Below are 23,581 nucleotides of genomic sequence, written 5' to 3' on the forward strand. Positions count from 1 at the left end.
GGAAGGTTAGGAAGGTTGGGCGCGCGGAAAAAATCCCCTCGATCAATCGCGCCGGAATAATCGACCAGGGCGATCAGGAAGGGATTGGCGCGACTCGGCATAGGGCGGGAGGTAGCGAAAGAGGGACCGTGTAGGACAGCGGTTTCTTGCCCGCCGCCCGCGGTCACGCCGCCGCGCCGGTTTCCTTGGGCGTGGACGGGTCCGCGCCCCATTCGCTCCACGAGCCGTCGTACAGCGCCGCATCCTTGCCCAGCAGATGCAGGCCAAACAGCAGCACCGAGGCGGTGATGCCGGACCCGCAGGTCGTCACGATCGGCTTGTCGAGATCCACGCCCGATCGCTCGAACGCCTGCCGCAGATCGTCGCCCTGCTTCCAGCTGCCGTCGGCGTTGAACAGCTGGGTGTAGGGCAGGTTCCTGGAGCCGGGGATATGACCCGGCTGCACGCCTGGCCGCTCGGCGACCTGGCCCGCGAAGCGGTCGGCGCCGCGCGCGTCCAGCACCTGTTCGGCCCTGCTCCCGACATTGGCCTTCATCTGGTCCAGCGAGCGCACGCTCTTGGAATCGGTCCAGGCAGTGAAGTGCCGGTGGCGGACCTGCGGCTTGCCGCTTTCGACCGGCCGCGATTCGGCGCGCCATTTGGCGAGGCCGCCGTCCAGGATCGCGACATCATGGGCGCCGAAGGTGCGGAGCATCCACCAGGCGCGGGCGGCGGTCTTGTAGGGCGACTGGTCATAGACGACGATCCGGCTGCCGTCGCCCAACCCCAGCGACTGCATGCGGCTCGCGAATTTTTCGGCCGGCGGCAGCATGTTGGGAAGTGAGGTGCTGCTGTCTGCAAGCTCCGCCAGGTCCATGAACACCGCGCCCGGGATGTGCGCCTGCTCAAAGGCCGCCGCCGCATCGCCTTCGCCCGGCATCAGCCAGGTCGCGTCGACGACGCGCAGATCGACCGCGCCCAATTCCTTTTCCAGCCAGTCGGTCGAAACCAGAGCGTCCATGCGCGTTCCTCCGTTGTGGGTTTCGCTTAATCAAAGCCGTAACGCTTGGGAACCGATTCCGCCGCAGGGAACATCCGGCACCGCCCGTCGTAACATTCGTTCATCGAGGATCGCGGATGACGGAACACGGGTCGCGCACGTCGATCATCGCCGCGCTGATCGGCAACCTGCTGATCGCGCTGACCAAGGGCGTGGCGGCGGCGCTGTCGGGCAGCTCCGCGATGCTGAGCGAAGCGGTGCATTCGCTGGTCGATTCCGGGAACGAAGTGCTGCTGCTGTACGGCCAGCACCGCGCCGCCAAGCCGCCCGACGAGCAGCACCCGTTCGGCTATGGCCGCGAGCTCTATTTCTGGTGCTTCGTCGTCGCGCTGCTGATCTTCGCGGTCGGCGCCGGCGTGTCGATCTACGAAGGCGTGATCCATATCCGCCACCCGGAGCCGAACACGCGGCCGGGGCTGAGCTACATCGTCTTCGCCCTCGCCTTCGTGTTCGAAAGCGCGTCCTGGTGGTTCGGCTGGCGCGCCTTCCGCCAGGCCAAGGGGACGCTGAGATGGTGGATCGCGGTCAAGTCCAGCAAGGACCCGACCAGCTTCATGGTGTTCTTCGAGGATTCGGCGGCGCTGGCCGGGATCGCGATCGCCGCGGTGGGCACCTACGTCTCGGTGACGCTCGGCAAGCCGTGGATCGACGGGGCCGCCTCGATCCTGATCGGCTGCGTGCTGGCGGCGGTGGCGGTCGTGCTCGCGCGCGAAAGCAAGGCGCTGCTGATCGGCGAGCGTGCATCGCCGGTGCTGACCGATTCCATCAAGCGCATGGTCGCGGCCGATCCGTGCGTCGAATCGGTGGAAAGCATCACCACGTCACAGCTGGCGCCGGACAAGGTGTTCGCGGCGCTGGGGCTGCAATTCGACGATTCGCTCAGCGTCCACGACATCGAGCATCTGATCGCGCGGCTGGAGCATCAGATCCGCAGTCGCCATCCCGAGCTGTTCCGCATCTTCGTCCGCCCGCAGCCGCGCGTGCCCGAGCGCTAACGCAACTGCGCCCGCAGCTCAGGCTGCGCTTTCGTCATCTCCGAGTCCGTATTGGATCGGACCGGCAGATCGAAGGACGAAACCAGCGCGACCAGCTCCGCCCGGCGGTGGACGCCGGTCTTGTCGAACAGCCGCAGCAGGTGCGTGCGGACGGTCGCTTCGCCGATACTGAGCGTCCCGGCGATCGCGGCATTGCCCTTCCCCCCGACCACTTCGTTCAGCACGCGCGCCTCGGCGGGTGTGAGGTCGAACAATTCGGCGATGATGTCCGCGCCGGCGCCACTTCGCCGGTTGGCCGGCGACACGAAGACGGCGGCGACGGCGGCGGCTTTGGTCCCGGCCCTTTCGATGCACGGACGAAGCGGCAGCACGTGGAGAATGCGTTCCTTCCCCTGATCACCGCGTAGCGGAACGTTGAAGCCCTTGCGCCCGATCGTGCTCGCCCCGCTCGCCGCCTGCCGGACGGCGGTCTCCAGCGCCTTGTCCGCACCCGGGCGGTTGAGCCGCAGCCGTTCCTCGCCCAGGCGGATGGCGTCGCCGCGCTCGATCAGCGCGTGCGCCGCGGGGTTGGCGTGAATCACGCGACATTCAGCGTCCACCAGCAAGACGGCGGCGGCAAGTTCGTGAATGACCGCCTCGAACGTGGCCGCGGTCGCGGTCTTCAGGTCGAGCAGCCGGCTGATCGTGATCGCGCGCTGCAGATGCGGGAGCAGCAGCGCCGCCGCCTGAACCTCTTCGTCTCCGATCGGACCGTCTCGCCGATGGCGGCCCAGGCCGAGGGAGCCGACCGCTTCGTCGTCGCGGGCGACGACCAGGGCCATCACGTCGATCAGCCCCTGTGGCTCCGCCCATTCCTTGCGGTAGCGGCCGTTCACAAGCGCGTCGGGATTGATCCGCGACAGCACCGCCGGCTCGTGAAGCGGATGCGTCAGGATGACGTGCGGACCGCCCCATTGTTCGACGATCGCGCTGCCATAATCGTCCATCCGGGATCGCCAGGGCTCGCTGACCCCGCTGCTGATGCTCAACCGCACCGCGCCCGTTCGCAATTCGATCAAGGTCAGTGCGGAATGATGAAAGCGCAGTTCGTGCCGCACGCGCGCCAGCACATCATCCCAGCGCGCCGGGTCCAGCGCGCAGTCGTAGATCGTGCCGATCAGGTCCGAGAATGACGATGCCGACCGCACAATGGATGCCCCCTCATCCTTGTCCTGCAGCCGTTTAGCTCAAATTCTTCGCGAACTCCACCGAACGGTGGACGCAACGCCTTTCCCCGATCCTCACTATGGCCGCCGCCCAACCAGGTCCGGGCAGCGGAGCAGACCGGGCGCGTACCAACTCAACAAGGGGTGAGTGAGATGCTGTGCAAGACTAAAGCCATCGCCGCTTTGCTGGCCGCCGCCGCGATCGGAGGCGGCGCCCAAGCCGCGACCGATCCGGTCGGCGACTTCCTTGCGACCTTTACCGGCGCCCAAGCCGCCAGTCTGGACTTCACGTCCGCCGAGGCGCGGTTCGACGGGACCAAATTCGACCTGAAGCTGACCCTGGCCGGCAGCGCCGCCGGCGCACCGGCCGGGCAGCTCTGGGTCTGGGGCGTCAACCGCGGGGCGGGCACGCCGCGCCTGAACGAGCTGTTCGACCCGGACATCGAGCCGGTCAAATGGGACGCGCTCGCGGTGCTCGCGCCCAACGGAGCGCTGAGCGTCGTCGCCCTGCAGCCGGCGGGTCCGCCGGCGTTCACTTTCATCCCCGGCGGCGCCGTTATCGACGGCAACAGCATCACCGCTTCGGTGCCGCTGAGCCTTTGGGGTAGCCGCGGCTATGCGCCGATCAGCTACACCTTCCAGCTCTGGTCGCGGCTGCGGACGAATCCGGCGATGGACGGCCCCAATGACGAGATCGCCGATTTCGGGCCGCGCGTGTTCGCCGCCGTCCCCGAGCCGGCGAGCTGGGCGATGATGATCGCCGGCTTCGCCTGCGCCGGGGCGGCCGCGCGCCGCCGCCGGCGCGCCGCCTTCGCCTGACGGGTCGCCGTCCAGAAAAGGAGTGAATCATGAAAGTCTTCGTTCACGCGGCGTTGCTTGCCGCGGCACCTCTGGTTGCGCCCGTCCCGGCCGCAGCCGCGACCTACCAGGCGTCGGTGGTGGCGTCCGGGCTCAACGGGCCGCGCGGGCTCGCCTTCGGTCCCGACGGCAGCCTGTACATCGCCGAATCGGGCTATGCCGTGCCCGGCGGCCCCAGCACGGTGCTGCGCGGGGCAACCTATTATTATTCGGAGACGGGCTCGATCACGCGGGTGTCGGGCGGCATCCAGCAGCGGATCGTCACCGGCATTGCCTCGATCGGATCGCCGACCGCCGATACGGTGGGGCCGCAGGACATCGTGTTCGGTGCCGGCGGGCAGGGCTTCGTGGTCGTCGGCTTCGGCAACAACCCGAACGTCCGCTTCACCGACCTGGGGCCGAACGGCGGCAAGCTGGGGCGCGTGTACAGCTTCACCGACGGCGGCACGATCACCAGCCTTGCCGACGTGTCGGCCTATGAGGCGGCGCACAACCCGGCGGGGGGCCCGCTGGACAGCAATCCGTTCCACGCCGCAGCGCTGGCCGACGGCCTGCTCGTTACCGATGCCGGCAGCAACACGCTGCTGAAGGTCGCCGGCGACGGCAGCGTGTCGCTGGTCGCGACCTTCCCGGCCCGGCCGATCGCGCCGATCCCGCCGGGCGGCAGCGATTCGGTGCCGACCGGCATCGCCGTCGGGCCGGACGGCAATTACTATGTCGCAGAGCTCACCGGCTTCCCGTTCACCCAGGGCGCGGCCCAGATCTACCGGGTGACGCCCGGCGGACAGGTCGATGTGGCCTATACCGGGTTCACGAACCTGACCGACATCGCGTTCGGATCGGACGGCAGCCTCTACACGCTGGAGCTCGATTCGAATGGCCTCGCCACGCCGGGCGGCGGCGGCGTGATCACGCGTATCGGCGCCGGCGGAGCGCGCGAGACGATCTTCAGCCAGGGGCTGGTCACGCCCACCGGCCTGGCGATCGGGCCGGACGGAGCGCTGTACGTCACCAACTTCAGCGCGCTCGGCCAAGGAGCGGGCCAGGTGCTCAGGATCGCCGCCGTCCCCGAGCCGGCAAGCTGGGCGATGATGATCCTGGGCTTCGGCGCGATGGGCGCGGCCGTGCGTCGCCGGCGGCGGATTGCCTTCGCCTGATCGTCTCTCGACTTCGCTCGAGACGAACGGTTCATGCCGTTCGCTTCGAGCGAAGTCGAGCAGGAGCTTACCGGCTGCGGATGAAGGCCTTGATGTCGTTCGCCAGCTTGTGGCGGTCCTCGTCGCGGACGTACATCATGTGGCCCGCGTCATAATAATGGAACTGGATGCGGTCCTGCGGGAAGCCGGTGCGGGTCAGCGCATATTCGGCGCCAAAGAACGGCGTCGCGAAATCGTAATAGCCCTGGCCGACGAACACGCGCAGGCCGCTATTCTCCCGCAGCGCCTGGCCGATATAGGGCGCGACCGACTTGTAATAGGTGCCGTCGCCGCGATCGCCCAGGTCCCAGTCCCAGGACTGGACCGATCCGATCGTGACGTATGAGCGGTCGGACTTGAAGCCGAGATCGTTCCGCACATAGGCGTTGATCGCCGCCGTATAGCCGCCGTCGATGCCGTAGAAGCTCGGATCATTGTCGAAGCCTTCGCCGGCATTGTCGCGGTCCTTGCCGACATAACGGCTGTCGAGCCGGCCGACGACGAGCCCGCGATCGCGCAGCAGCTCCTTCCAGAAGCGGCCGGGCAGCACGCGCAGGTCGGTGCGCTCGACATATTGCTCCGAAAGCCCGGTGTAGCGGGCCAGCTTGGCGCGGATCGCGTCGCGCTCGGGGCCGGCCAGCGCCTGGCCCTTCATCAGCGCGGTCGCATATTCGCCGGTCGCGAACGCCTTCGCCTCGGCGACGAACTCGGCGACCGTCGCCGGCTTGTTCGGCACCTTGTCGTGATACCAGGCGACCGCCGCCATCGACGGCAGCGCGATGATATAGGGCATGTCGTTGCCCTCGACCTCGGCCTGGGCGCCGAAGTCGAGGATCGTCGAAATCAGGATAATGCCGTTCAGCGAGACGTCGTTGTAGCTGCCCTCCAGCTCGTGCGCGACGGCGGCGGAGCGCGTCGTGCCATAGCTTTCGCCGCCCAGGAACTTCGGGCTGTTCCAGCGGCCATTGTCGTTCAGCCACAGCCGGATCACCTGGTTGATCGACTTGGCGTCCTTGGTGACGCCCCAGAACTCCTTCGGATCGGTCTTGCCGAGCGCATGGCTGAAGCCGGTGCCGACCGGATCGATGAAGACGATGTCGGTCACATCGAGCAGGCAGTCGGGATTGTCGACCAGCGGGAAGGGCGGGGCGCCGTCGTCGCGCGCGTCGGACGGGATCGCGACCCGCTTCGGCCCGAACGCGCCCATGTGCAGCCAGACCGAGCCGGAGCCGGGGCCGCCGTTGAACAGGAAGGTCACCGGCCGCGACGGATCGCGCGGTTCCTTGACGTAGCTGTAGTAATTGATCGCGGCGCGCGGGGTGCCGTCATCGGCCTTCAGGTAGATCTCGCCGGCGGTCGCCGTGTAGTTGATCTTCTGCCCGCCGAACACGCCGCTGTGGTGCGACACGACCACCTGCGGCGGCGGGATTTCGCCGACGGACTTCTCCGCCTTCGCGTCGTCCTTCGGCTTGTCCTGCGCGAGCGCAGGGGCGGCGAGCAGCGCGGCGGCTGCGAGCAGAAATGCCTTGGTCATGATCCCTCCCGGTTTGGGGGCGGTGGTAGGAAGAAGCGCCCGCTTCGACAAGCATTTGCCGAACCCGCTTGGGAGTTCGTCGACGAACGACTAGATGGCGGCCATGAACATCACTCATCTCGGCCAGCCGTCGAAGCTGCCGGCGCGCCCGGAAGACGCGGTCCTCGATTACGTCCCGAATCCCCGGCCTGGCCGGCCCTATCTGGTGCGCTTCACCGCGCCCGAATTCACCTCGCTGTGCCCGGTCACGGGCCAGCCCGATTTCGCGCACCTGGTGATCGACTATGCGCCCGCCGCGACGATCGTCGAATCCAAGTCGCTGAAGCTGTTCCTGGGCGCGTTCCGCAACCATGCGGCGTTCCACGAGGACTGCACGGTCGGCATCGCCGAGCGGCTGGTCGCGGAAATGAAGCCGCTCTGGCTGCGCATCGGCGGCTATTGGTACCCACGCGGCGGCATCCCGATCGACGTGTTCTGGCAGTCGGGCGAGCCGCCGGCGGGCCTGTGGCTGCCGCCGCAGGACGTGCCCGGCTATCGCGGCCGTGGGTGACTTGTCGCTGACATGGGTGTAAGCTCGCGCCCCATGAGTAGCGCCGCTTACGACCACCGGATTCGCATCCTGCCCGCTGACATCGATTTCATGGGGCATGTGAACAATGCGCGCTATCTGAACTGGGTGCAGGACGCGGTGATCGGCCATTGGCGCCGCTTTGCTCCGGCCGAGGAAGTCGCGGCCAAATTGTGGGTCGCGCTGAAGCACGAGATCACCTACCGCAAGCCGGCTTTCCTGGACGACCAGGTGATTGCCCGCGTTGTGCTGGAGAAGGTCGACGGCGCGCGCGCCTTCTACGCGACCTTGATCACGCGCGGCGAAGAAGTGCTGGCCGAAGTGAAGTCGAGCTGGTGCTGCCTCGATGCGGGCACGCGCCGGCCGGTCCGGCTCGCCAAGGACGTGATCGCCCGCTTCCTAGGCTGAAGCGGCGCGCGCGGTGCGGCGGTAGAGCCAGACGGCGATCGCCGCGAACAGCACCGGGGCGAGGATCAGCGCGGTCGGCTCGAAGCTTTCCGGCGTGACGCGTAAGGGTGCGGCGCTGCCGGTCGCGACGACGAGGCCCGCAAGCGCGACGCCGAACAGGCTTTCGCCGACGATCAGCCCGGTTGCGAGCAGCACGCCCATCCGCTCCGCGCCCTCCGGGTCGCGGCGGCGGCGCGCCCAGCGGTCGTAGAACCAGCCCGCGACCGCGCCGACCACGACCAGCAGGCTGGTCTGCATCGGGAGGTAAATGCCGAGGCCGACCGCGAGCGGCGGCAGGCGCCAGCCGAGGCGCGGGCGCCCGGCGAGCGCGAAGTCGATCGCGACGATCACCGCGCCGGCGACCGCGCCATAGCCGATCATCCGCCAGTCGAGCGTGCCGCCCAGCACGCCCTTGGCCAGCGCCGAGATCAGCGCGGCCTGCGGAGCGGGCAGCGCGTTTGGCCCGGCGCCGGGGGCTCCGGCAAAGCCATAGGCCTGGTTCAGCAGCGACAGCACCGGCGGGATCACCAGCGAGCCGAAGAACACGCCGAAGATCAGCGCGACCTGCTGCCGCCACGGCGTCGCGCCGACCAATTGCCCGGTCTTCAGGTCCTGGAGGTTGTCGTTGGAGATGGTCGCGACGCCGAACACGACCGCCGTCACCGTCAGCGCATAGACGACCAGCGGCCCGCTTTCGCCCTGGCCGCCGGCGACCGCGCCGATCAGCAGCGCGGCGGCGATGATCGACAGGATGCCGACGCCCGAGATCGGGCTGTTCGACGCGCCGATCAGGCCGGCCATATAGCCGCACACCGCGGCGATGAAGGCGCCCGCGAGCACCACGAACACCAGGCTGCCGCCGATCAGCACCGCTTCGTTGCCGATCGCGCCGATCTGCGTGCCGAGCAGCACGCCGACCAGCACCAGCGCGCCGAGAGCCGCCGCCGCGACGATGCCGATCGGCATGTCGCGTTCGAGGAGCGGCAGCTCGGCGCCGCTGCCCTTGCGGTGGGCGGAAGCGGCAATCGCCGAGCGGATGCCGCCGATAATCGGGCCGAGGATGCTGAGCAGGGTCCAGATCGCGGCGACGCCGATCACGCCGGCGCCGAAGAAGCGGACCTGGTCGCCCCAGACCTGCAGCGCGACCGCTTCCGCCGGGCCGGGGATTCCCGCGGTCAGGATCGGCGTCGCGACTGCCCAGCCGATTAGGATGCCGACGCCGATCGCGATGCCGACCGACAGTCCCACCAGATGGCCGGCGCCGAGCAGCGCGAAGGACAGGCCGGCGGAGATGCCGGTCGCGCCGCTGCCGACGCGGAAGAAGGTCGCCGCTTCCGCCAGCGCCACCTTCATCGCCGCCAGCAGCGCATAGCCGGCCGATGCGAGCGCGCCGGTGGTGATGATCCTGAGCCCGGCGCGGTTGCCGCTCTCGCCGACCTTCAGCACCTCGGCGGCGGCGACGCCTTCGGGAAAGGGAAGGTCCGAATCGACCACCAGCGCGCGGCGCAGGGGAATCGAGAACATCACCCCCAGGAATCCGCCCAGGAAGGTGATCAGCGCCGTCGTCCAGAACGGGAAGTCGGTCCAGGCACCGATCATCACCAGCCCCGGCAGCACGAAGCAGATCGCCGCCAGCGTGCCCGCTGCCGAGGCGACGGTCTGGACGATATTGTTCTCCAGGATCGTGCCGTTCGCCATCGCGCGCAGCAGCGCCATCGAGATGACGGCGGCGGGGATCGATGTCGCGAAGGTCAGGCCGACGCGCAGGCCCAGATACACATTGGCGGCGGTGAACAGCAGAGTGATCACCCCGCCCAGCAACACCGCGCGAACGGTCAGCTCACGAGTCAATTGGCGTCCTTTTCGAAGCGAATCGTGCGGTCGTAGCGGCGCAGCACCAGCGTGTCGCCGTCGATCGCGAGCGGCTCCCGGTCGAACGCGGCAATGCCGAGGTCGTTGGGCTCGAAGCGGAACACGATCATGTGGCCGCCGGGGGTCAGCGCGTAGGCGGGGAGCGGCTGCTCGAACACCGGCAGGTCGGGCACCAGCGCGGCGACGGTCTTGCCCGGCGGCACCGGCAGCCGCCCGTCCTCGTCGACCTCGACGAATGCGGGCGCGCTCGCCCCGGCATAGGTTACGACCATGGTCAGCGATGAGCCTTGGAGCATGTCAGGATCGGAAAGCGCGACATGGATGCCGCCGTCCGCCGCCGGCTTGTCGCTGACCACGGCGAAGCGCGGCGGTTTCGGCCGGGGCTCGGTGGTCAGCAGCAATTTGCCGTCCGCCTCGATCCAGCGTCCCTGCGCCTGCTCGTCGAGTGCGCCATAGCTGAGCGCGTAGGCGAATTTGCCGTCGGGGCGGAGAACGAGCCGGGCCGCCATTTCGGTTTGGGAGCCGTCATAGACGCCGGGCGCGACCGCGGCGGGGGCGGGAACGCAGAGGAACAGACTCAGTCCCATTCCCCATACCGTTCGGCCCCGGACCCGATCCGGGGTTGTCGAAGCCCTCCCTTCTTCCTTCCGAAAGGTGGGGAAGAAAAGGAAGGCCTTCGACAGGCTCAGGCCGAACGGAGCGTGGGGCATTAGCCGGCGCGAAGCTCTCACCGCAGCAGGTTCCCCAGCACGCCGCGCATCAGGTTGCCGACCAGTCCGCCGCCCGAGCGCCGCCGGCTCGTCCCGCCGAACACGGCGCGGCCGAGCTCGTTCGCGACCTGCCGGCCGATCGAGGAGGAGGCTGAGCGCGTCGCCGAGACGATGATCGAATCCATCATCGTCGGCTTGGCCGCCTCGCGCTCGGCGGCGATGCGGGCGCGTTCGGCTTCCTTCGCCTGGCGTGCCGCTTCCTTCGCCTGCAGCGCCGCGGCCTTCTCGGCCTCGGTCTCAGCCTTCGCGGCGGCCGCTGCCGCGGCGGCTTGCTGCGACTTTGCGGCGAGCAATTCTTCCGCCGACTCGCGGTCCACCACGGCGTCGTATTTCTTGCCGATCGCGTCGGTCTCGCGCAGCACGCCGCGCTCCACCGGCGTCAGCGGGCCGACGCGCGAGGAGGGCGGCTTGATCAGCGTGCGCTCGACCGGGCTCGGCGCGCCGTCTGCCTGCAGCAATGACACCAGCGCCTCGCCGACCTTCAGCTCGGTGATCGCCCGGGCGACATCGACGCCCGGATTGGCGCGGAACGTCTCGGCGGCGGCGCGGATCGCCTTCTCGTCCTTGGGCGTGAAAGCGCGGAGCGCGTGCTGGACGCGGTTGCCGAGCTGCGCCGCGACCGTGTCCGGCACGTCGATCGGATTCTGGGTGATGAAATAGACGCCGACGCCCTTGGACCGGATCAGCCGCACCACCTGCTCGACCTTTTCGAGCAACGCCGGCGGCGCCTCGTCGAACAGAAGATGCGCCTCGTCGAAGAAGAAGCACAGCTTCGGCTTGTCAGGATCGCCGATCTCGGGAAGCTGCTCGAACAGCTCGGACAGAAGCCACAGCAGGAAGGTGGCGTAGAGCTTCGGCGATGCCATCAATTTGTCGGCGGCCAGGATGTTGACCACGCCGCGCCCCTGATCGTCGGTCGCGATCAGGTCCGCGATCTCGAGCGCCGGCTCGCCGAAGAAATGCTCGCCGCCCTGGGACCTCAGCTGCAGCAGCGAGCGCTGGATGGCGCCGATGCTCTGCTTCGAGACGTTGCCGTAGGTGACGGTCAGCTCGTCCGCGCGCTCGGCGCAGTGGCTCAGCATCGCCTGCAGATCGTCGAGGTCGAGCAGCAGCAGCCCGTCCTTGTCGGCGACGTGGAAAGCGATCGTCAGCACGCCTTCCTGAACCTCGTTCAGGCCCATCAGCCGCGCGAGCAGCAGCGGCCCCATCTCGGACACGGTGGTGCGGACCGGGTGACCCTGCTCGCCGAACAGGTCCCAGAGCTGGACCGGGGTGTCGGCATAGGCCCAGCCGGTCATGCCGATCTCGGCAGCGCGGGCGGCGAACGCTTCGTGCGTCTTGGCGGTCGGCGACCCGGCCATGCCGAGCCCGGACAGGTCGCCCTTCACATCGGCGACGAAGGTCGGCACGCCGGCCCTGGAGAAGCCCTCGACGATGCCCTGCAGCGTCACCGTCTTGCCGGTGCCGGTCGCGCCCGCGATCAGCCCGTGCCGGTTCGCGCGCCTGAAGTTCAGGACCTGCGGTTGGCCGCCGCCCTGCCCGATGAAGATGCCCTCGTCCGCCATGCGCCGGGTGTAGAGCGGCGGCACGGGTGCGAAAAGCCCCCCTCCGCAGTCGGAGAGGGGCCGATCGCTCAGTCGTTCTTGATCTTCACGCCGACATAGCGGGGCTGCGCACTGCCGCGCTGGACCAGCATCAGCACGCTGCTGCGCTTGGCGCCGGTCGCTTCCGTCACGGCGGCGCGGATGTCGGCCGCGGTCGCGGCCGGGCGGCCATTGACGGCAAGGATCACGTCGCCGCGCCGCAGCCCCTTGGCGGCCGCGTCGCTGGACGGATCGACGCCGCCGATCACCAGCCCCTTGGTCGTCGCCGGCACGCCGACCTGGCGCGCGATCGCCGGGGTCAGCGGCTGCACGGCCAGGCCCAGCGACGCCTGCGCGGCGGCCTGCTGCTGGGTATCGTCGTCGCTGTCGCTGCTGAAGTCGCTGTCGTTGTTCAGCTGCGCCGCCAGCTGTTCCTCGGGCGGCCGCTCGCCGAGCGTGGCGGTGACGGTCATCCGCTTGCCGTTGCGGATCAGCTCGATCGGCACGCGCGAGCCGATCTCGGCATTTGCGACCAGGTAGGAGAGCGTCGTGTCCGGCGTGACTTCCTGGCCGTTCACGGCCATCACCACGTCGCCCTGGCGGATGCCGGCGCGCTCGGCCGCCTGGCCCGGCTCGACATGCGCGATCAGCTCGCCGCGATTCTTCGGGATGCCCAGCGATTCGGCGATGTCGTCGGAAATCTGCTGGATCTGGACGCCGAGATAGCCGCGCTTGACGCGGCCACCCTTCATCAGCGCGTCGACCACCGGCTTGGCCTGCTCGGCGGGAATCGCGAAGCCGATGCCGACATTGCCGCCGGACGGCGAGAAGATCGCGGTGTTGATGCCGATCACATTGCCGTTCAGGTCAAACATCGGGCCGCCGGAATTGCCCATGTTGATCGACGCGTCGGTCTGGATGTAGCGGTCATAGGCGCCGCCCTGGCCGGTGTTGCGGTGGATCGCCGAGATGATGCCGGACGTGACCGTGCCGCCCAGGCCGAACGGGTTGCCGATCGCCAGCACCCAGTCGCCGACGCGGGCATGCGCGGAATCGCCGAAGCGCACGAACGGCAGGTTGGCGCCGGCGTCGATCTTCAGCACGGCGAGGTCGGACACCAGGTCGCGGCCGACCAGCCGCGCCTTGAACTCGCGCTTGTCGGGCAGCGTGACGGTGATCGATTCGACCACGGCGCCCTGCCGGCCCGGAGCGACGACATGGTTGTTGGTGACGATATAGCCGTCCGGCGAGATGATGAAGCCGGAGCCGAGCGACTGCGCCTGGCGCGTGACCGGCCGGCCGTTGCTGTTGTCGCCGCCGCCGAACAGGTCGGCGAACGGGGTGCCGGCGAACGGATTGACGCCGCCCTGGCTGACCTGCACGCGCTGGGTGGTCGAGATGTTGACGACGGCCGGCTGCAGGCGCGCGGCAAGGTCGGCAAAGCTCATCGGCGCGCCGCGCGGCGGAGTCGCGGCGGCGATCGCCTGGGGCGCGTTCTGCGGCGTCTGGGCGCCGAGCGGCTGCTGCATGACGACGGAGCTGGCGACGCCCCCCAGCAGAATGGCAGTGGTCAAGGCATAGGCGTAACGCACGTGTCGTTTATCCTCTCAGAGTCTGGCGCCGCCAGGGTCGCGCACGGCGCGCCCCATCGGTGCGGAATGCTTGCTGAACGTCGATTGAATGACATCTGTCATCGACCGCGTCCGGTGAACTCCTTCAGATACGCGTTGTCCGGCGACAGGATGACATTCGTGTCGGCGCTCTGCGAATTGAACGTCAGCCGGTACGACTGCATCGCCCTGTAGAACTCATAGAAGTCCGGGTCTTTCCCGAAGCTCGCCGCATAGGTGCGGGCGGCTTCCGCATCGGCTTCCGCGCGGATGATCTGCGCCTGCTTGCGGCCCTGGGCATCGATGGTCAGCGCTTCCTGCTCGCGCGCCGACCGCATCCGCTCGAACGCCGATTGCAGCGGCGACCCTTCCGGCAGATCGGTGCGCTTGATCCGCACGTCGATGATCTCCGCGCCGTACTGGCGCGCGACATGATCCAGGCCCTGCACGATCTCGTGCATCACGCGCGTGCGCTCGGGGCTGAGGAGCGCCGCCGCCGGCACCTTGCCGAGCTCGTTGCGCAGCGCCGAGCCGAGGATCGGGCGCAGCTGGTCGGCGACCTGCTGCTCGGTGCCCGCGGTCACATAGGTGCGCAGCGGATCGACGATGCGGAAGCGGGCATAGGCGTCGACGTTCATCCGCAGCTGGTCGGTCGACAGCACCTGCTGCTTTTCCATCGACACGTCCTGGACCCGCTTGTCCAGCCAGACGATCTGGTCGGCGAAGGGAATGCGCAGGATGATGCCGGCGCCGGTGCGGCCGAATTGCTCGCCCGGATGATAGCGGTTGAACACCCAGACCGGGTCGCCGAAGCGCACGATCACGCCCTGCCGCGTCTCCGGCACGACCGCGATCGTGCTGGCGAGCAGCACCAGCAGCGCGATCGCCGCGACCAGCAGCACGATCGGGTTGCGCCAGCTCAGCACCGGATTCATTGCTGCGGCTCCTCGGCGGCGCGCGCCCGGGGCAGCCGGTCCAGCGGCAGGTAGGAACTCACGTTCGGCGCCTCGATTATCGTCTTGTCGACCTTCGACAGCACGTCCTCCATCGCTTCGTAATACATGCGCCGCCGGGTCACTTCGGGGGCCAGCTTATACTGTTCATAGACCTTGTCGAACGCTGCCGCCTCGCCCTGGGCGCGGGCAGTGATCTGCTGCGCATAGGCGCGCGCCCCGTTCAGATAGGCGATCGCGTTCTGCTGCGCCGCCTGCACCTTCTTAAAGCTTTCGGTCACCTCGGCGGGCGGGTCGGCCTGCTTGATCGCGACGCCCTGGATGCGCACGCCGGAACGGTAGGTGTTCAGCAGCTCCTGCATCCGCTGCGCCACCTGCGCCTCGACCCCGGTGCGGCCGGCGCCGATCGCGTCGTTCAGGCTGACGTTCGCCATCACCGCGCGCATCGCCGATTCGGCGACTTCGCGGATCGTGTCTTCCGGCTCCTTCAGCTGGAACAGGAAAAGCGCGGGGTCGCTGATATTCCAGCGCACCGAATAGGCGAGGTCGACCAGGTTCTGGTCGCTGGTCAGCACCAGGTTCTGGCTGTCGCCCGCGGTCGAGCCGATGTCGATGGTGCGGATTTCCTCGATATTCTGCTTGATCACGCGGTCGATCGGGGCGGGGAAGCTGAAATTGACGCCCGGCGACATGGTGCCGGCATAGCGGCCCAGGCGCAGGATCACGCCGCGTTCGCGCGGGTCGATCGAATGGATGCTGGTCAGCAGGATCCACAGCGCCAGGAACAGCAGGATCGCATACAGCCAGATCGGCTTGCCGCCGAAGTCCGGCAGGCCGCCGCCGCCGAAGCGCTCGCGGCTGCGGCGCAGCAACTCGTCCAGCGCCGCGGGACCGGGCCGGTTGCCGCGCGGGCGCCCGCCCGATGGCGGGTTCCAGGGGTTGCGCGGACCGCCGCCATCGCCGTCCCCGCCACCGCTTCCGCCACCGCCGCGGCCGCCCCAGGGCCCGCCGCCGCCTTCGTTCAACATCGCGCCATGGGGCCTGAGCCACGCCGTCAGCTTGTTCATGTCCGCCTTTATAGGGAGGGCCAATCAGAAAAACAGTGTTCCGTGCGCGGAACCACTCGCCTATCGGGGCAGGCATGTCCAATCCCGACCGACTCCATGCCGCGATCGCCAGGATCGTCGGCAGCCGCGCCGCCGCGCCGCGCCTGACCGACGGCCGCGCCTCGCTGATCCTCGACGTGACCGGGCTCGACGCGAAGACGCGCGATGCGATGGCGGAGGCGGCCCGCCAGGCGCTGCTCGCGCTGCCCGAAGTGACCGAGGTCCGCATCGCGATGACCAGCGAGAAGCGCGAGCGGCGGCTGATCGCGGTCGGCTCCGGCAAGGGCGGGGTCGGCAAGTCGACGCTGGCCGCGAACCTCGCGATCGCGCTGCATCGCCTGGGCCGCAAGGTCGGGCTGGTCGACGCCGATATCTACGGCCCGTCGGTGCCGCGGCTGATGGGCGCGGAGGGGACGCGCCCGATGGCCGAGGATCAGAAATTGCTGCCGGTCGAGACGCGCTTCGGCGTGCCGATCCTGTCGATGGGCCAGCTGGTGAAGCCGGGCCAGGCGATCGCGTGGCGCGGGCCGATGGCGGGCAATGCGCTCGGCCAGCTGATCGACGCGCAATGGGGCGATGCCGACACGCTGATCGTCGACCTGCCGCCCGGCACCGGCGACGTGCAGCTGTCGATGATCCAGAAATACAAGCCGGCCGGCGCGGTGATCGTCTCCACCCCGCAGGACCTGGCGCTGATCGATGCGGCCCGCGCGGTCGACCTGTTCGCGCAGGCAAACGTGCCGATTGTCGGCCTGGTCGAGAACATGGCCGGCTATGCCTGCCCCCATTGCGGCCAGGTCAGCGACCCGTTCGGCGCCGGCGGCGCCCAGGCCGCCGCGGCCGCGATGAGCCTGGACTTTCTGGGCCGCGTGCCGCTGGAGATCGCGATCCGCCAGGCCAGCGACGCCGGCGAACCCCCGGCCGCCGACGACGGCTTTGCCGGCGAACCGTTCAGGGCGATCGCGGCCAAGGTCGCGGCGTGGCTGGATCGGGGCGCTGCCTGATCCGTTACACGTCTGAACCGGAGGACGAACAATGCCCCTCACGCGTGATGAAGACATTGCCGAGCTCCTCCGGAGCACCCGCACCATCGCGCTGGTCGGCGCGTCCGACCGGCCCGATCGCCCCAGCTATGAAGTGATGGCGTTCCTGCAGCGCCACGGCTACCGCGTGATCCCGGTCAATCCGCAGATCACCGGCGAGCATGTCCATGGCGAATATGTCTGGCGGGAGCTGGCGCAGATCGGCGAGCCCATTGACATGGTCGACATCTTCCGCCGCCCCCAGGCGGCCGGCGAAGCGGTCGACGAAGCCATCGCCGCCGGCGCGAAGGCGGTCTGGATGCAATTGGGCGTCATCAACGAGGAAGCCGCCGCCCGCGCCGAATCCGCCGGCCTGAAGGTCGTGATGGACCGCTGCCCGAAAATCGAAATCGCCCGGATGCGGCTGCCCCGGATCGAGCAATTCGCTTAGGCGGCGCGGAACGCGTAAATGGCCGGCCGATAGCGCGGCTCGGGGATCGGATCACCGTTCGCGCGTGCGCTTTCGAGCCACAGGTCGATCAATTCCTCGGCCTTGCTCAACGCTTCGGCGCGGGTTGAGCCGAACGTGGTGCACGGCTCAAGATCGGGAATGTCCGCGACCCAGGCCTGCTCCTCGTCGGACCAGAAAAGATTGATATGATAAGTCGAGTTCACGCTTCACGATCCAATCCGTGCCGCACGATCATAGCACGAGCCTGCCTGAGCTGATAGCCGCGGGCGTCCTTACCGTCCGGTTCGATCGGCAGCGGCCGCGACGCACCCTTGTGTTGATAAATGTGGTGACTGCCGCGCACGCGTTCCAGACGCCAGCCCTAGGCTTCGAGCACGGAGCGGAATTCCGCGAAGGTCAGCTTCTGTCCATCAAGGCAGCGGCGGATGAGTTTATCGATCTGCGACAAGAGGGTTCTCCATGCGAGGGGAACGACCCACTAGGAGCAGTTCGAAGCCGATTGAATCGGGAACGTTGTAGCTGCGCTGTCACACAACATTTTCCAGCAGCCGCTCCCGCGCGATCTTCTCGCGCCACACCAGCGGCGCGGTGTGGTGGACGCTCTCGCCGGTCGCGTCGACGGCGACCGTCACGGGCATGTCCTTCACGTCGAACTCGTAGATGGCTTCCATGCCCAAGTCTTCGAAGCCGACCACCTTCGACGCCTTGATCGCCCGCGCCACCAGATAGGCCGCGCCGCCGACCGCCATCAGATACGCCGCCTTGTGGTCCCTGATCGCCTCGATCGCGATGGGCCCACGCTCCGCCTTGCCGACCATCGCCAGCAGGCCCTGCTCCAGCATCATACGCGTGAACTTGTCCATCCGCGTCGCCGTGGTCGGGCCCGCGGGGCCGACGACTTCGCCCTGCACCGGATCGACCGGTCCGACATAATAGATCACGCGGCCCTTGAACTCGACCGGCAGCTCCTCGCCCCGGCTCAGCATGTCCTGGATGCGCTTGTGGGCGGCGTCGCGGCCGGTCAGCATCTTGCCGTTCAGCAGCAAGCGGGCGCCCGGCTTCCAGCTCGCGACGATCTCCGGCGTCAGCGTGTCGAGGTCGACGCGGATCGCTTCCTTGCTCGGCGTCCACTGCACCTTCGGCCATTCGTCGAGGCTCGGCGGCTCCAGATAGGCCGGCCCCGATCCGTCGAGGTGGAAATGCGCGTGCCGGGTCGCCGCGCAATTGGGGATCATGGCGATCGGCTTCGACGCCGCATGCGTCGGCCAGTCCATGATCTTCACGTCCAGGATCGTGGACAGGCCCCCCAGCCCCTGCGCGCCGATGCCGAGCGCGTTGACCTTGTCGAAAATCTCGATCCGCAGCTCCTCGATCTTGTTGGCGGGTCCGCGCGCCTTCAGCTGCGCCATGTCGATATCGCCCATCAGCGATTCCTTGGCGAGCAACATCGCCTTTTCGGCCGTGCCGCCGATGCCGATGCCCAGCATCCCCGGCGGGCACCAGCCGGCGCCCATTTGCGGCACCGTCTCCAGCACCCAGTCGACGATCGAATCGCTGGGGTTCAGCATCTTGAACTTGGACTTGTTCTCGGACCCGCCGCCCTTGGCCGCGACGATCACCTCGACATGATGCCCCGGCACCATCTCGACATGCAGCACGGACGGCGTGTTGTCCTTCGTATTGACGCGCGAAAAGGCCGGATCGCGCAGGATCGACGCGCGCAGCCGGTTGTCCGGGTGCAGATAGGCCCGCCGCACGCCCTCGTCGATCACCTCCTGCAGCGACCTGTCCGACTGCAGCCGGCAGTCCTGCCCCCATTTGACGAACACGGTGACGATGCCCGTATCCTGGCAGATCGGCCGATGCCCCTCCGCGCACATGCGGCTGTTGGTCAGGATCTGCGCGATCGCATCCTTCGCGGCCGGCGACACCTCGGCCTCATAGGCCGCGCCCAGGGCCCGGATATAATCCATCGGATGGTAGTAGGAGATATACTGGAGCGCGTCGGCCACGCTCTCGATCAGATCGGCTTCGCGGATGGTGGTCGTCATGCGCGCCCCCTCGCACAGCTTGCGCGCCCCTTCTAGGGGATGTGCTGAGAAAACCGGAACGTCCGCAGGAGGTAGGTTCCCTTCTTAGAGGACCCAGCGCACGTCTCGGTAAAGCAGGAATAGACCGCCACCCTCATCGCGTGGGGGACGATAAGCGCCTACTGCACCACATATCCGAGCGGTAACAGCCGTCAGTTCCCAACCGAGCCCGTTTAGGTCATCGTCCTCAACGTAGCCGCTCGTTAATTCTTCTATGCCGTGATCTTCGCCGAAAGAGCGCGCCCGTTGAGCTTCCTCGATACAATCTGCTGGCCAATGCGAGTTGGCCCAGGCCCAAAGCCAATTTCCGGCATTCTGACTAGTGGTTCCGACAACCTGAATATCGGCGACAACTTTCGCACGACCATTTTCCGAAAACGTCAATTGGCGCGCCGCCAGATCGTAGTCATATCGCGGCCAGCTATTTAATCGAAATTGCTCCTTCAGCCTCGCGTTTTGTTCCTGAAGGATATGGACAGCATCGTGCCGCCATTTGGCATACCAGTCAGGATTGTTCGTCTTGGCCATCTCGTGACGCTTAGCGGTATGGGAGGCGTTTCGCTATTGGGTCGAAAACCGCCATCCCTCACTCCAGCATCTTCCGTTTCGCATCCACCCACGCCTTGCCCTCGTCGCCGCCCCAGAGCAGCCAGGCGATATAGCCGGCGGAAGGCCGCCCCGGGTCGGCCCAGAAGCGGCCCTGCTTGTCGACCGCGTGGCGGGCGAAATAGCTGTACATGGACTTGATGTCCTTCGGCTCCAGCGGCTCGCGGGCGATCAGCTGCTTGGCGCGGGCGACGCCAACATGGGTCCCGCCGCGGCCGTACTCAGCGCGCAGTTCGAGCCCGCGCGCGGCATTCCCCGCCATTTTCTTTGTCGGCACGAAACAGACGGATTTCGGCATCTGGTTTCCTTCGGGCCGCCGGCGAGCCTTCCTCTGTGCGGGCCGGATAATCCACAGGAATTTGAAACGGACGCACACGCCACCGGAACGGTCGGGAAACGGCTCGTAATCCTCTCTCTCCCCGACCTCGGTTCGGCGATGAAACGAATCTTTCCAGCGACGAAATGCAGGGCAGCCAAAGCATTTACCGTCTTGCTTCCCGACCCCGCTTGGCACACTATCCCTAGCGTTCACATCGGGGGCTCACACAAGACGTGGTATTCACCGCGCGCGACACATATCGCGTGCGTGGGAGATTCACGCCCTGTGGAACACGGGGAACAGGCGCTTTTCGCCGGCCCGGAAGAGCCCTCGAGGTGATACCAAAGGGATAGCTTGCCCGAATCGAACGGATCGGGAACATTGGAGGGCGCATATGGATTTCAGGGACACGCAGGAGGCCGACGTGAGCGCCACCACCGTCGAGGCCGCGACCACCGCCACCGGCAGCGGCAGCAGCGAGGTCCGCGCGCGCCCCTTCCCGGTCGAGGTCGATCACAGCCGCGATTCGCTGCTGACCGAATTTGGCAAGGAAACGCTGAAGGACCGCTACCTGCTGCCCGGCGAATCCTACCAGGACCTGTTCGTGCGCGTCGCCTCTGCCTATGCCGACGATGCGGCGCACGCGCAGCGGCTCTACGACTATATCTCGCGCCTGTGGTTCATGCCGGCGACGCCGGTGCTGTCGAACGGCGGCACGGGACGCGGCCTGCCGATTTCCTGCTATCTGAACTCGGTCGACGACAGCCTGGAAGGCATCGTCAACACCTGGAACGAGAATGTGTGGCTCGCCTCGCGCGGCGGCGGCATCGGCACCTATTGGGGCAGCGTGCGCGGCATCGGCGAGCCGGTCGGCCTGAACGGCAAGACCAGCGGCATCATCCCGTTCGTGCGCGTGATGGATTCGCTGACGCTGGCGATCAGCCAGGGCAGCCTGCGCCGCGGGTCGGCTGCCTGCTATCTCGATATCTCGCACCCGGAGATCGAGGAGTTCCTCGAAATCCGCAAGCCCTCGGGCGACTTCAACCGCAAGGCGCTGAACCTGCACCATGGCGTGCTGATCACCGATGCGTTCATGGAAGCGGTGCGCGACGGGACGGAGTGGGTGCTGCGCTCGCCGAAGGACGGGTCGGAGCGCGGCAGCGTCGATGCGCGCTCGCTGTTCCAGAAATTGGTCGAGACCCGGCTTGCGACCGGCGAGCCGTATATCGTCTTTGCCGACCATGTGAACAAGGCGATGCCGCGCCACCACCAGGAGCTTGGCCTCAAGGTCTCGACCTCGAACCTCTGCTCCGAAATCACGCTGCCGACCGGGCGCGACCATCTGGGCAACGACCGCACCGCCGTCTGCTGCCTGTCGTCCCTGAACCTCGAGACCTGGGACGAGTGGAACGGCGACAAGCAGTTCATCGAGGACGTGATGCGCTTCCTCGACAACGTCCTGACCGATTACATCGACCGCGCGCCCGACGAGATGGCGCGGGCCAAGTACAGCGCCGGGCGCGAGCGCTCGGTCGGTCTTGGCGTGATGGGCTATCACTCGTTCCTGCAGGCGCGCGGCATCCCGTTCGAATCGGCGATGGCGAAGTCGTGGAACCTGAAGATGTTCAAGCACATCCGCGCCAAGGCCGACGAAGCCTCGATGCTGCTGGCGACCGAGCGCGGGCCGTGCCCGGACGCGGCGGAGCGCGGCGTGATGGAGCGGTTCAGCTGCAAGATGGCGATCGCGCCGACCGCGTCGATCTCGATCATCTGCGGCGGCACCTCCGCCTGCATCGAGCCGATCCCGGCCAACATCTACACCCACAAGACGCTGTCGGGCAGCTTCTCGATCCGCAATCCGTACCTGGAGAAATTGCTGGTCGACAAGTCGAAGAACTCGGACGCGGTGTGGAGCTCGATCCTGGAAAAGGGCGGCTCGGTCCAGCATCTCGACTTCCTGACCCAGGAAGAAAAGGACGTGTACAAGACCAGCTTCGAGATCGACCAGCGCTGGCTGATCGAGCTCGCCGCCGATCGCACGCCTTTCATCGACCAGTCCGCCTCGCTGAACCTGTTCATCCCGGCCGATGTCGAGAAATGGGACCTGCTGATGCTCCACTTCCGCGCCTGGGAGCTCGGCATCAAATCGCTCTACTATCTCCGCTCCAAGTCGGTGCAGCGCGCCGGCTTCGCGGGCGGCGTGGAAGCCGACAACACGCCCGACCTGCGCCAGATCGAGGTCGAGGCGAAGGATTACGACGAATGCCTGGCCTGCCAGTGACGCGCTGGTGCACCGACCGGTTTCCGCCTTTCCGGGCGAGCTGATCGGTGCCCTACCAGGCCGGCATCATCGCGCTGGTCGCCGGACTGGCGATCGTTTTCGGCACGTTCGCCTGGCTGCTGGTCCATGCCCGGGCGATGATGCTGCTGTTCCGAGGTGGCGACAGCGAGATCGTCGCCGGCCCCGGCAATCCCCGCAAAACGCCGTCGCGTTCGCGGACCGCGACGATGCTGGTGCTGCACTTCGTCGGCTGGGGAATTGCGGCGCTCGCCTATTTCTGGATGCTGGCCGACGTCGCCGCTTGACCTGATTTTCTTCCGCGCCCGTCTCGGTTAAGGCAGTCGAAACGGGCGCGGGGACGACGTGCGGCAGTTGAACATCACTTTCCACGGCCTCGGGGCCATGCCGGCCACGGTCGATGCCGGCGAGGCGCGGGTCTGGTGCGCGGACGCGGCGCTGTACGCCGATCTGGTCGACGAGGCGCAGGCCACCGCGGCCGCGCACGGGATTCCGCTCACGATCACCTTCGACGACGGCAATCTCAGCGACGCGACGATCGGCGCGCCGGTGCTGGCGAGGCGCGGGCTCACCGGCATCTTCTTCCCGTGCGCCGGGCGGATCGGGACGCCCGGCTATCTCGACGCGGCGGCGCTGCGCGACCTGCACGCCGGCGGCATGGGCATCGGCAGCCATGGCTGGGCGCATACCGACTGGCGCCGCGCCGACGACGCGGCGATGGCGCGGGAAATCGGCGAAGCGAAGGACCGGATCGAGCAGGCGATCGGCGCCCCGGTTACATCGGCCGCGATCCCGTTCGGCTCCTACGACCGGCGCGTGTTGCGCCACGCCGCGCCATTCGCCACGGTCTATACCAGCGATGGCGGCCTGGCGCGGCAGGGCGCGCGCGTCCAGTCGCGCACATCCTACACGACCGATTGGCGGCGCGGCTCGGTCGCGCGGCTGGCGGAGACGGAAAGCCGCGCCCCCCGCCGCCTGCGCGGCGGGCTGAAGATGCTCTACAAGAGTATGCGCTAGGCCGGGCCCTGCCGTCCCGT

The 23,581-nt window shown here is 67.6% G+C and carries 23 protein-coding genes and 2 pseudogenes; 11 read left to right on the forward strand and 14 right to left on the reverse strand.

Going from position 1 to position 23,581, the window contains the following annotated elements:
* Nucleotides 1-163: 163 nt before the first annotated feature.
* Nucleotides 164-1,000: a 3-mercaptopyruvate sulfurtransferase gene (gene sseA, locus GON01_RS14000; protein ID WP_157027981.1), complete on the reverse strand. Its 837-nt coding sequence runs from the start codon at nt 998-1,000 to the stop codon at nt 164-166.
* Between the two features lie 116 nt (nt 1,001-1,116).
* On the opposite strand from sseA, the gene GON01_RS14005 reads away from it, so the two are divergent.
* A complete protein-coding gene (locus GON01_RS14005; RefSeq protein ID WP_157027982.1) occupies nt 1,117-2,034 on the forward strand; it encodes a cation diffusion facilitator family transporter in 918 nt (305 codons plus the stop codon).
* Here GON01_RS14005 and GON01_RS14010 read toward each other — a convergent pair.
* Nucleotides 2,031-3,221 carry a helix-turn-helix transcriptional regulator gene (locus GON01_RS14010; protein WP_157027983.1) on the reverse strand — a complete coding sequence of 397 codons (1,191 nt, stop codon included), beginning with the start codon at nt 3,219-3,221 and terminating at the stop codon, nt 2,031-2,033. The genes GON01_RS14005 and GON01_RS14010 overlap by 4 nt on opposite strands.
* Nucleotides 3,222-3,392: 171 nt before the next feature.
* Between GON01_RS14010 and GON01_RS17085 the strand changes: the two genes are divergently transcribed.
* The 3 genes and pseudogenes from GON01_RS17085 to GON01_RS17455 form a co-directional block, all read left to right on the forward strand.
* Nucleotides 3,393-4,058: a PEPxxWA-CTERM sorting domain-containing protein gene (locus tag GON01_RS17085; protein WP_232328852.1), complete on the forward strand. Its 666-nt coding sequence runs from the start codon at nt 3,393-3,395 to the stop codon at nt 4,056-4,058.
* A gap of 29 nt (nt 4,059-4,087) precedes the next feature.
* Nucleotides 4,088-5,143, forward strand: a pseudogene (locus GON01_RS17090) (ScyD/ScyE family protein); the annotation flags it as partial.
* Nucleotides 5,144-5,254 (forward strand): annotated as a pseudogene (locus tag GON01_RS17455) (PEPxxWA-CTERM sorting domain-containing protein); the annotation flags it as partial.
* A 67-nt stretch (nt 5,255-5,321) separates the two neighbouring features.
* On the opposite strand, the gene GON01_RS14025 reads toward GON01_RS17455, so the two are convergent.
* Entirely contained in the window at nt 5,322-6,827 is a 1,506-nt protein-coding gene (locus tag GON01_RS14025; protein ID WP_157027985.1) for a S10 family peptidase, read from the reverse strand.
* 103 nt (nt 6,828-6,930) lie between these two features.
* Here GON01_RS14025 and queF point away from each other — a divergent pair, with 103 nt between their 5' ends.
* Both queF and GON01_RS14035 read left to right on the forward strand, forming a co-directional pair.
* Entirely contained in the window at nt 6,931-7,377 is a 447-nt protein-coding gene (gene queF, locus GON01_RS14030) for a preQ(1) synthase (protein ID WP_157027986.1), read from the forward strand.
* Nucleotides 7,378-7,410: 33 nt separating this feature from the next.
* Nucleotides 7,411-7,803 carry an acyl-CoA thioesterase gene (locus GON01_RS14035; protein ID WP_157027987.1) on the forward strand — a complete coding sequence of 131 codons (393 nt, stop codon included), beginning with the start codon at nt 7,411-7,413 and terminating at the stop codon, nt 7,801-7,803.
* Here GON01_RS14035 and GON01_RS14040 read toward each other — a convergent pair.
* The 6 genes from GON01_RS14040 to GON01_RS14065 form a co-directional block, all read right to left on the reverse strand.
* The gene (locus GON01_RS14040) at nt 7,795-9,693 is read right to left on the reverse strand and encodes an OPT family oligopeptide transporter (protein ID WP_232328853.1); all 1,899 of its coding nucleotides are present in this window, start codon (nt 9,691-9,693) and stop codon (nt 7,795-7,797) included. The two genes, GON01_RS14035 and GON01_RS14040, sit on opposite strands and share 9 nt — an antisense overlap.
* Complete coding sequence (locus tag GON01_RS14045) at nt 9,690-10,301, reverse strand: hypothetical protein (protein ID WP_157027988.1); 612 nt, start codon at nt 10,299-10,301, stop codon at nt 9,690-9,692. Before GON01_RS14045 ends, GON01_RS14040 begins: the two co-directional genes overlap by 4 nt.
* 140 nt (nt 10,302-10,441) lie before the next feature.
* A complete protein-coding gene (locus GON01_RS14050; protein WP_157027989.1) occupies nt 10,442-12,049 on the reverse strand; it encodes a helicase HerA-like domain-containing protein in 1,608 nt (535 codons plus the stop codon).
* 68 nt (nt 12,050-12,117) lie between these two features.
* On the reverse strand, nt 12,118-13,659 hold the full coding sequence (locus tag GON01_RS14055) for a Do family serine endopeptidase (RefSeq protein WP_181599989.1): 1,542 nt from the start codon (nt 13,657-13,659) through the stop codon (nt 12,118-12,120).
* Between the two features lie 98 nt (nt 13,660-13,757).
* On the reverse strand, nt 13,758-14,612 hold the full coding sequence (hflC, locus tag GON01_RS14060; RefSeq protein ID WP_157027990.1) for a protease modulator HflC: 855 nt from the start codon (nt 14,610-14,612) through the stop codon (nt 13,758-13,760).
* On the reverse strand, nt 14,609-15,697 hold the full coding sequence (locus tag GON01_RS14065) for a protease modulator HflK (protein ID WP_232328855.1): 1,089 nt from the start codon (nt 15,695-15,697) through the stop codon (nt 14,609-14,611). Before GON01_RS14065 ends, hflC begins: the two co-directional genes overlap by 4 nt.
* Before the next feature lie 74 nt (nt 15,698-15,771).
* Here GON01_RS14065 and GON01_RS14070 point away from each other — a divergent pair, with 74 nt between their 5' ends.
* Nucleotides 15,772-16,740, forward strand: coding sequence for an Mrp/NBP35 family ATP-binding protein (locus GON01_RS14070; protein ID WP_157027991.1), 969 nt, complete (start codon nt 15,772-15,774; stop codon nt 16,738-16,740).
* 31 nt (nt 16,741-16,771) lie between these two features.
* Nucleotides 16,772-17,209: a CoA-binding protein gene (locus GON01_RS14075; protein WP_157027992.1), complete on the forward strand. Its 438-nt coding sequence runs from the start codon at nt 16,772-16,774 to the stop codon at nt 17,207-17,209.
* Here GON01_RS14075 and GON01_RS14080 read toward each other — a convergent pair.
* From GON01_RS14080 to GON01_RS14095, 5 genes are all read right to left on the reverse strand, one after another.
* Complete coding sequence (locus GON01_RS14080; protein ID WP_181599990.1) at nt 17,206-17,433, reverse strand: type II toxin-antitoxin system HicB family antitoxin; 228 nt, start codon at nt 17,431-17,433, stop codon at nt 17,206-17,208. The two genes, GON01_RS14075 and GON01_RS14080, sit on opposite strands and share 4 nt — an antisense overlap.
* Nucleotides 17,430-17,582: a type II toxin-antitoxin system HicA family toxin gene (locus tag GON01_RS17460; protein WP_408640934.1), complete on the reverse strand. Its 153-nt coding sequence runs from the start codon at nt 17,580-17,582 to the stop codon at nt 17,430-17,432. Before GON01_RS17460 ends, GON01_RS14080 begins: the two co-directional genes overlap by 4 nt.
* A gap of 175 nt (nt 17,583-17,757) precedes the next feature.
* The gene (locus GON01_RS14085) at nt 17,758-19,281 is read right to left on the reverse strand and encodes a fumarate hydratase (RefSeq protein WP_157027993.1); all 1,524 of its coding nucleotides are present in this window, start codon (nt 19,279-19,281) and stop codon (nt 17,758-17,760) included.
* A gap of 84 nt (nt 19,282-19,365) precedes the next feature.
* A complete protein-coding gene (locus GON01_RS14090) occupies nt 19,366-19,848 on the reverse strand; it encodes a DUF6882 domain-containing protein (RefSeq protein ID WP_157027994.1) in 483 nt (160 codons plus the stop codon).
* 58 nt (nt 19,849-19,906) lie between these two features.
* The gene (locus GON01_RS14095) at nt 19,907-20,224 is read right to left on the reverse strand and encodes a hypothetical protein (protein WP_157027995.1); all 318 of its coding nucleotides are present in this window, start codon (nt 20,222-20,224) and stop codon (nt 19,907-19,909) included.
* 415 nt (nt 20,225-20,639) lie between these two features.
* Here GON01_RS14095 and GON01_RS14100 point away from each other — a divergent pair, with 415 nt between their 5' ends.
* The 3 genes from GON01_RS14100 to GON01_RS14110 are packed head-to-tail and all read left to right on the forward strand — an operon-like array spanning nt 20,640 to nt 23,561.
* Nucleotides 20,640-22,526, forward strand: coding sequence for a ribonucleoside-diphosphate reductase subunit alpha (locus tag GON01_RS14100; RefSeq protein ID WP_157027996.1), 1,887 nt, complete (start codon nt 20,640-20,642; stop codon nt 22,524-22,526).
* 47 nt (nt 22,527-22,573) lie between these two features.
* Entirely contained in the window at nt 22,574-22,831 is a 258-nt protein-coding gene (locus GON01_RS14105) for a hypothetical protein (protein WP_157027997.1), read from the forward strand.
* Between the two features lie 58 nt (nt 22,832-22,889).
* A complete protein-coding gene (locus GON01_RS14110; RefSeq protein ID WP_157027998.1) occupies nt 22,890-23,561 on the forward strand; it encodes a polysaccharide deacetylase family protein in 672 nt (223 codons plus the stop codon).
* The last annotated feature ends 20 nt before the right edge of the window (nt 23,562-23,581 follow it).

It is taken from the genome of Sphingomonas horti (assembly GCF_009753715.1).
Lineage (GTDB): Bacteria > Pseudomonadota > Alphaproteobacteria > Sphingomonadales > Sphingomonadaceae > Sphingomonas_B > Sphingomonas_B horti.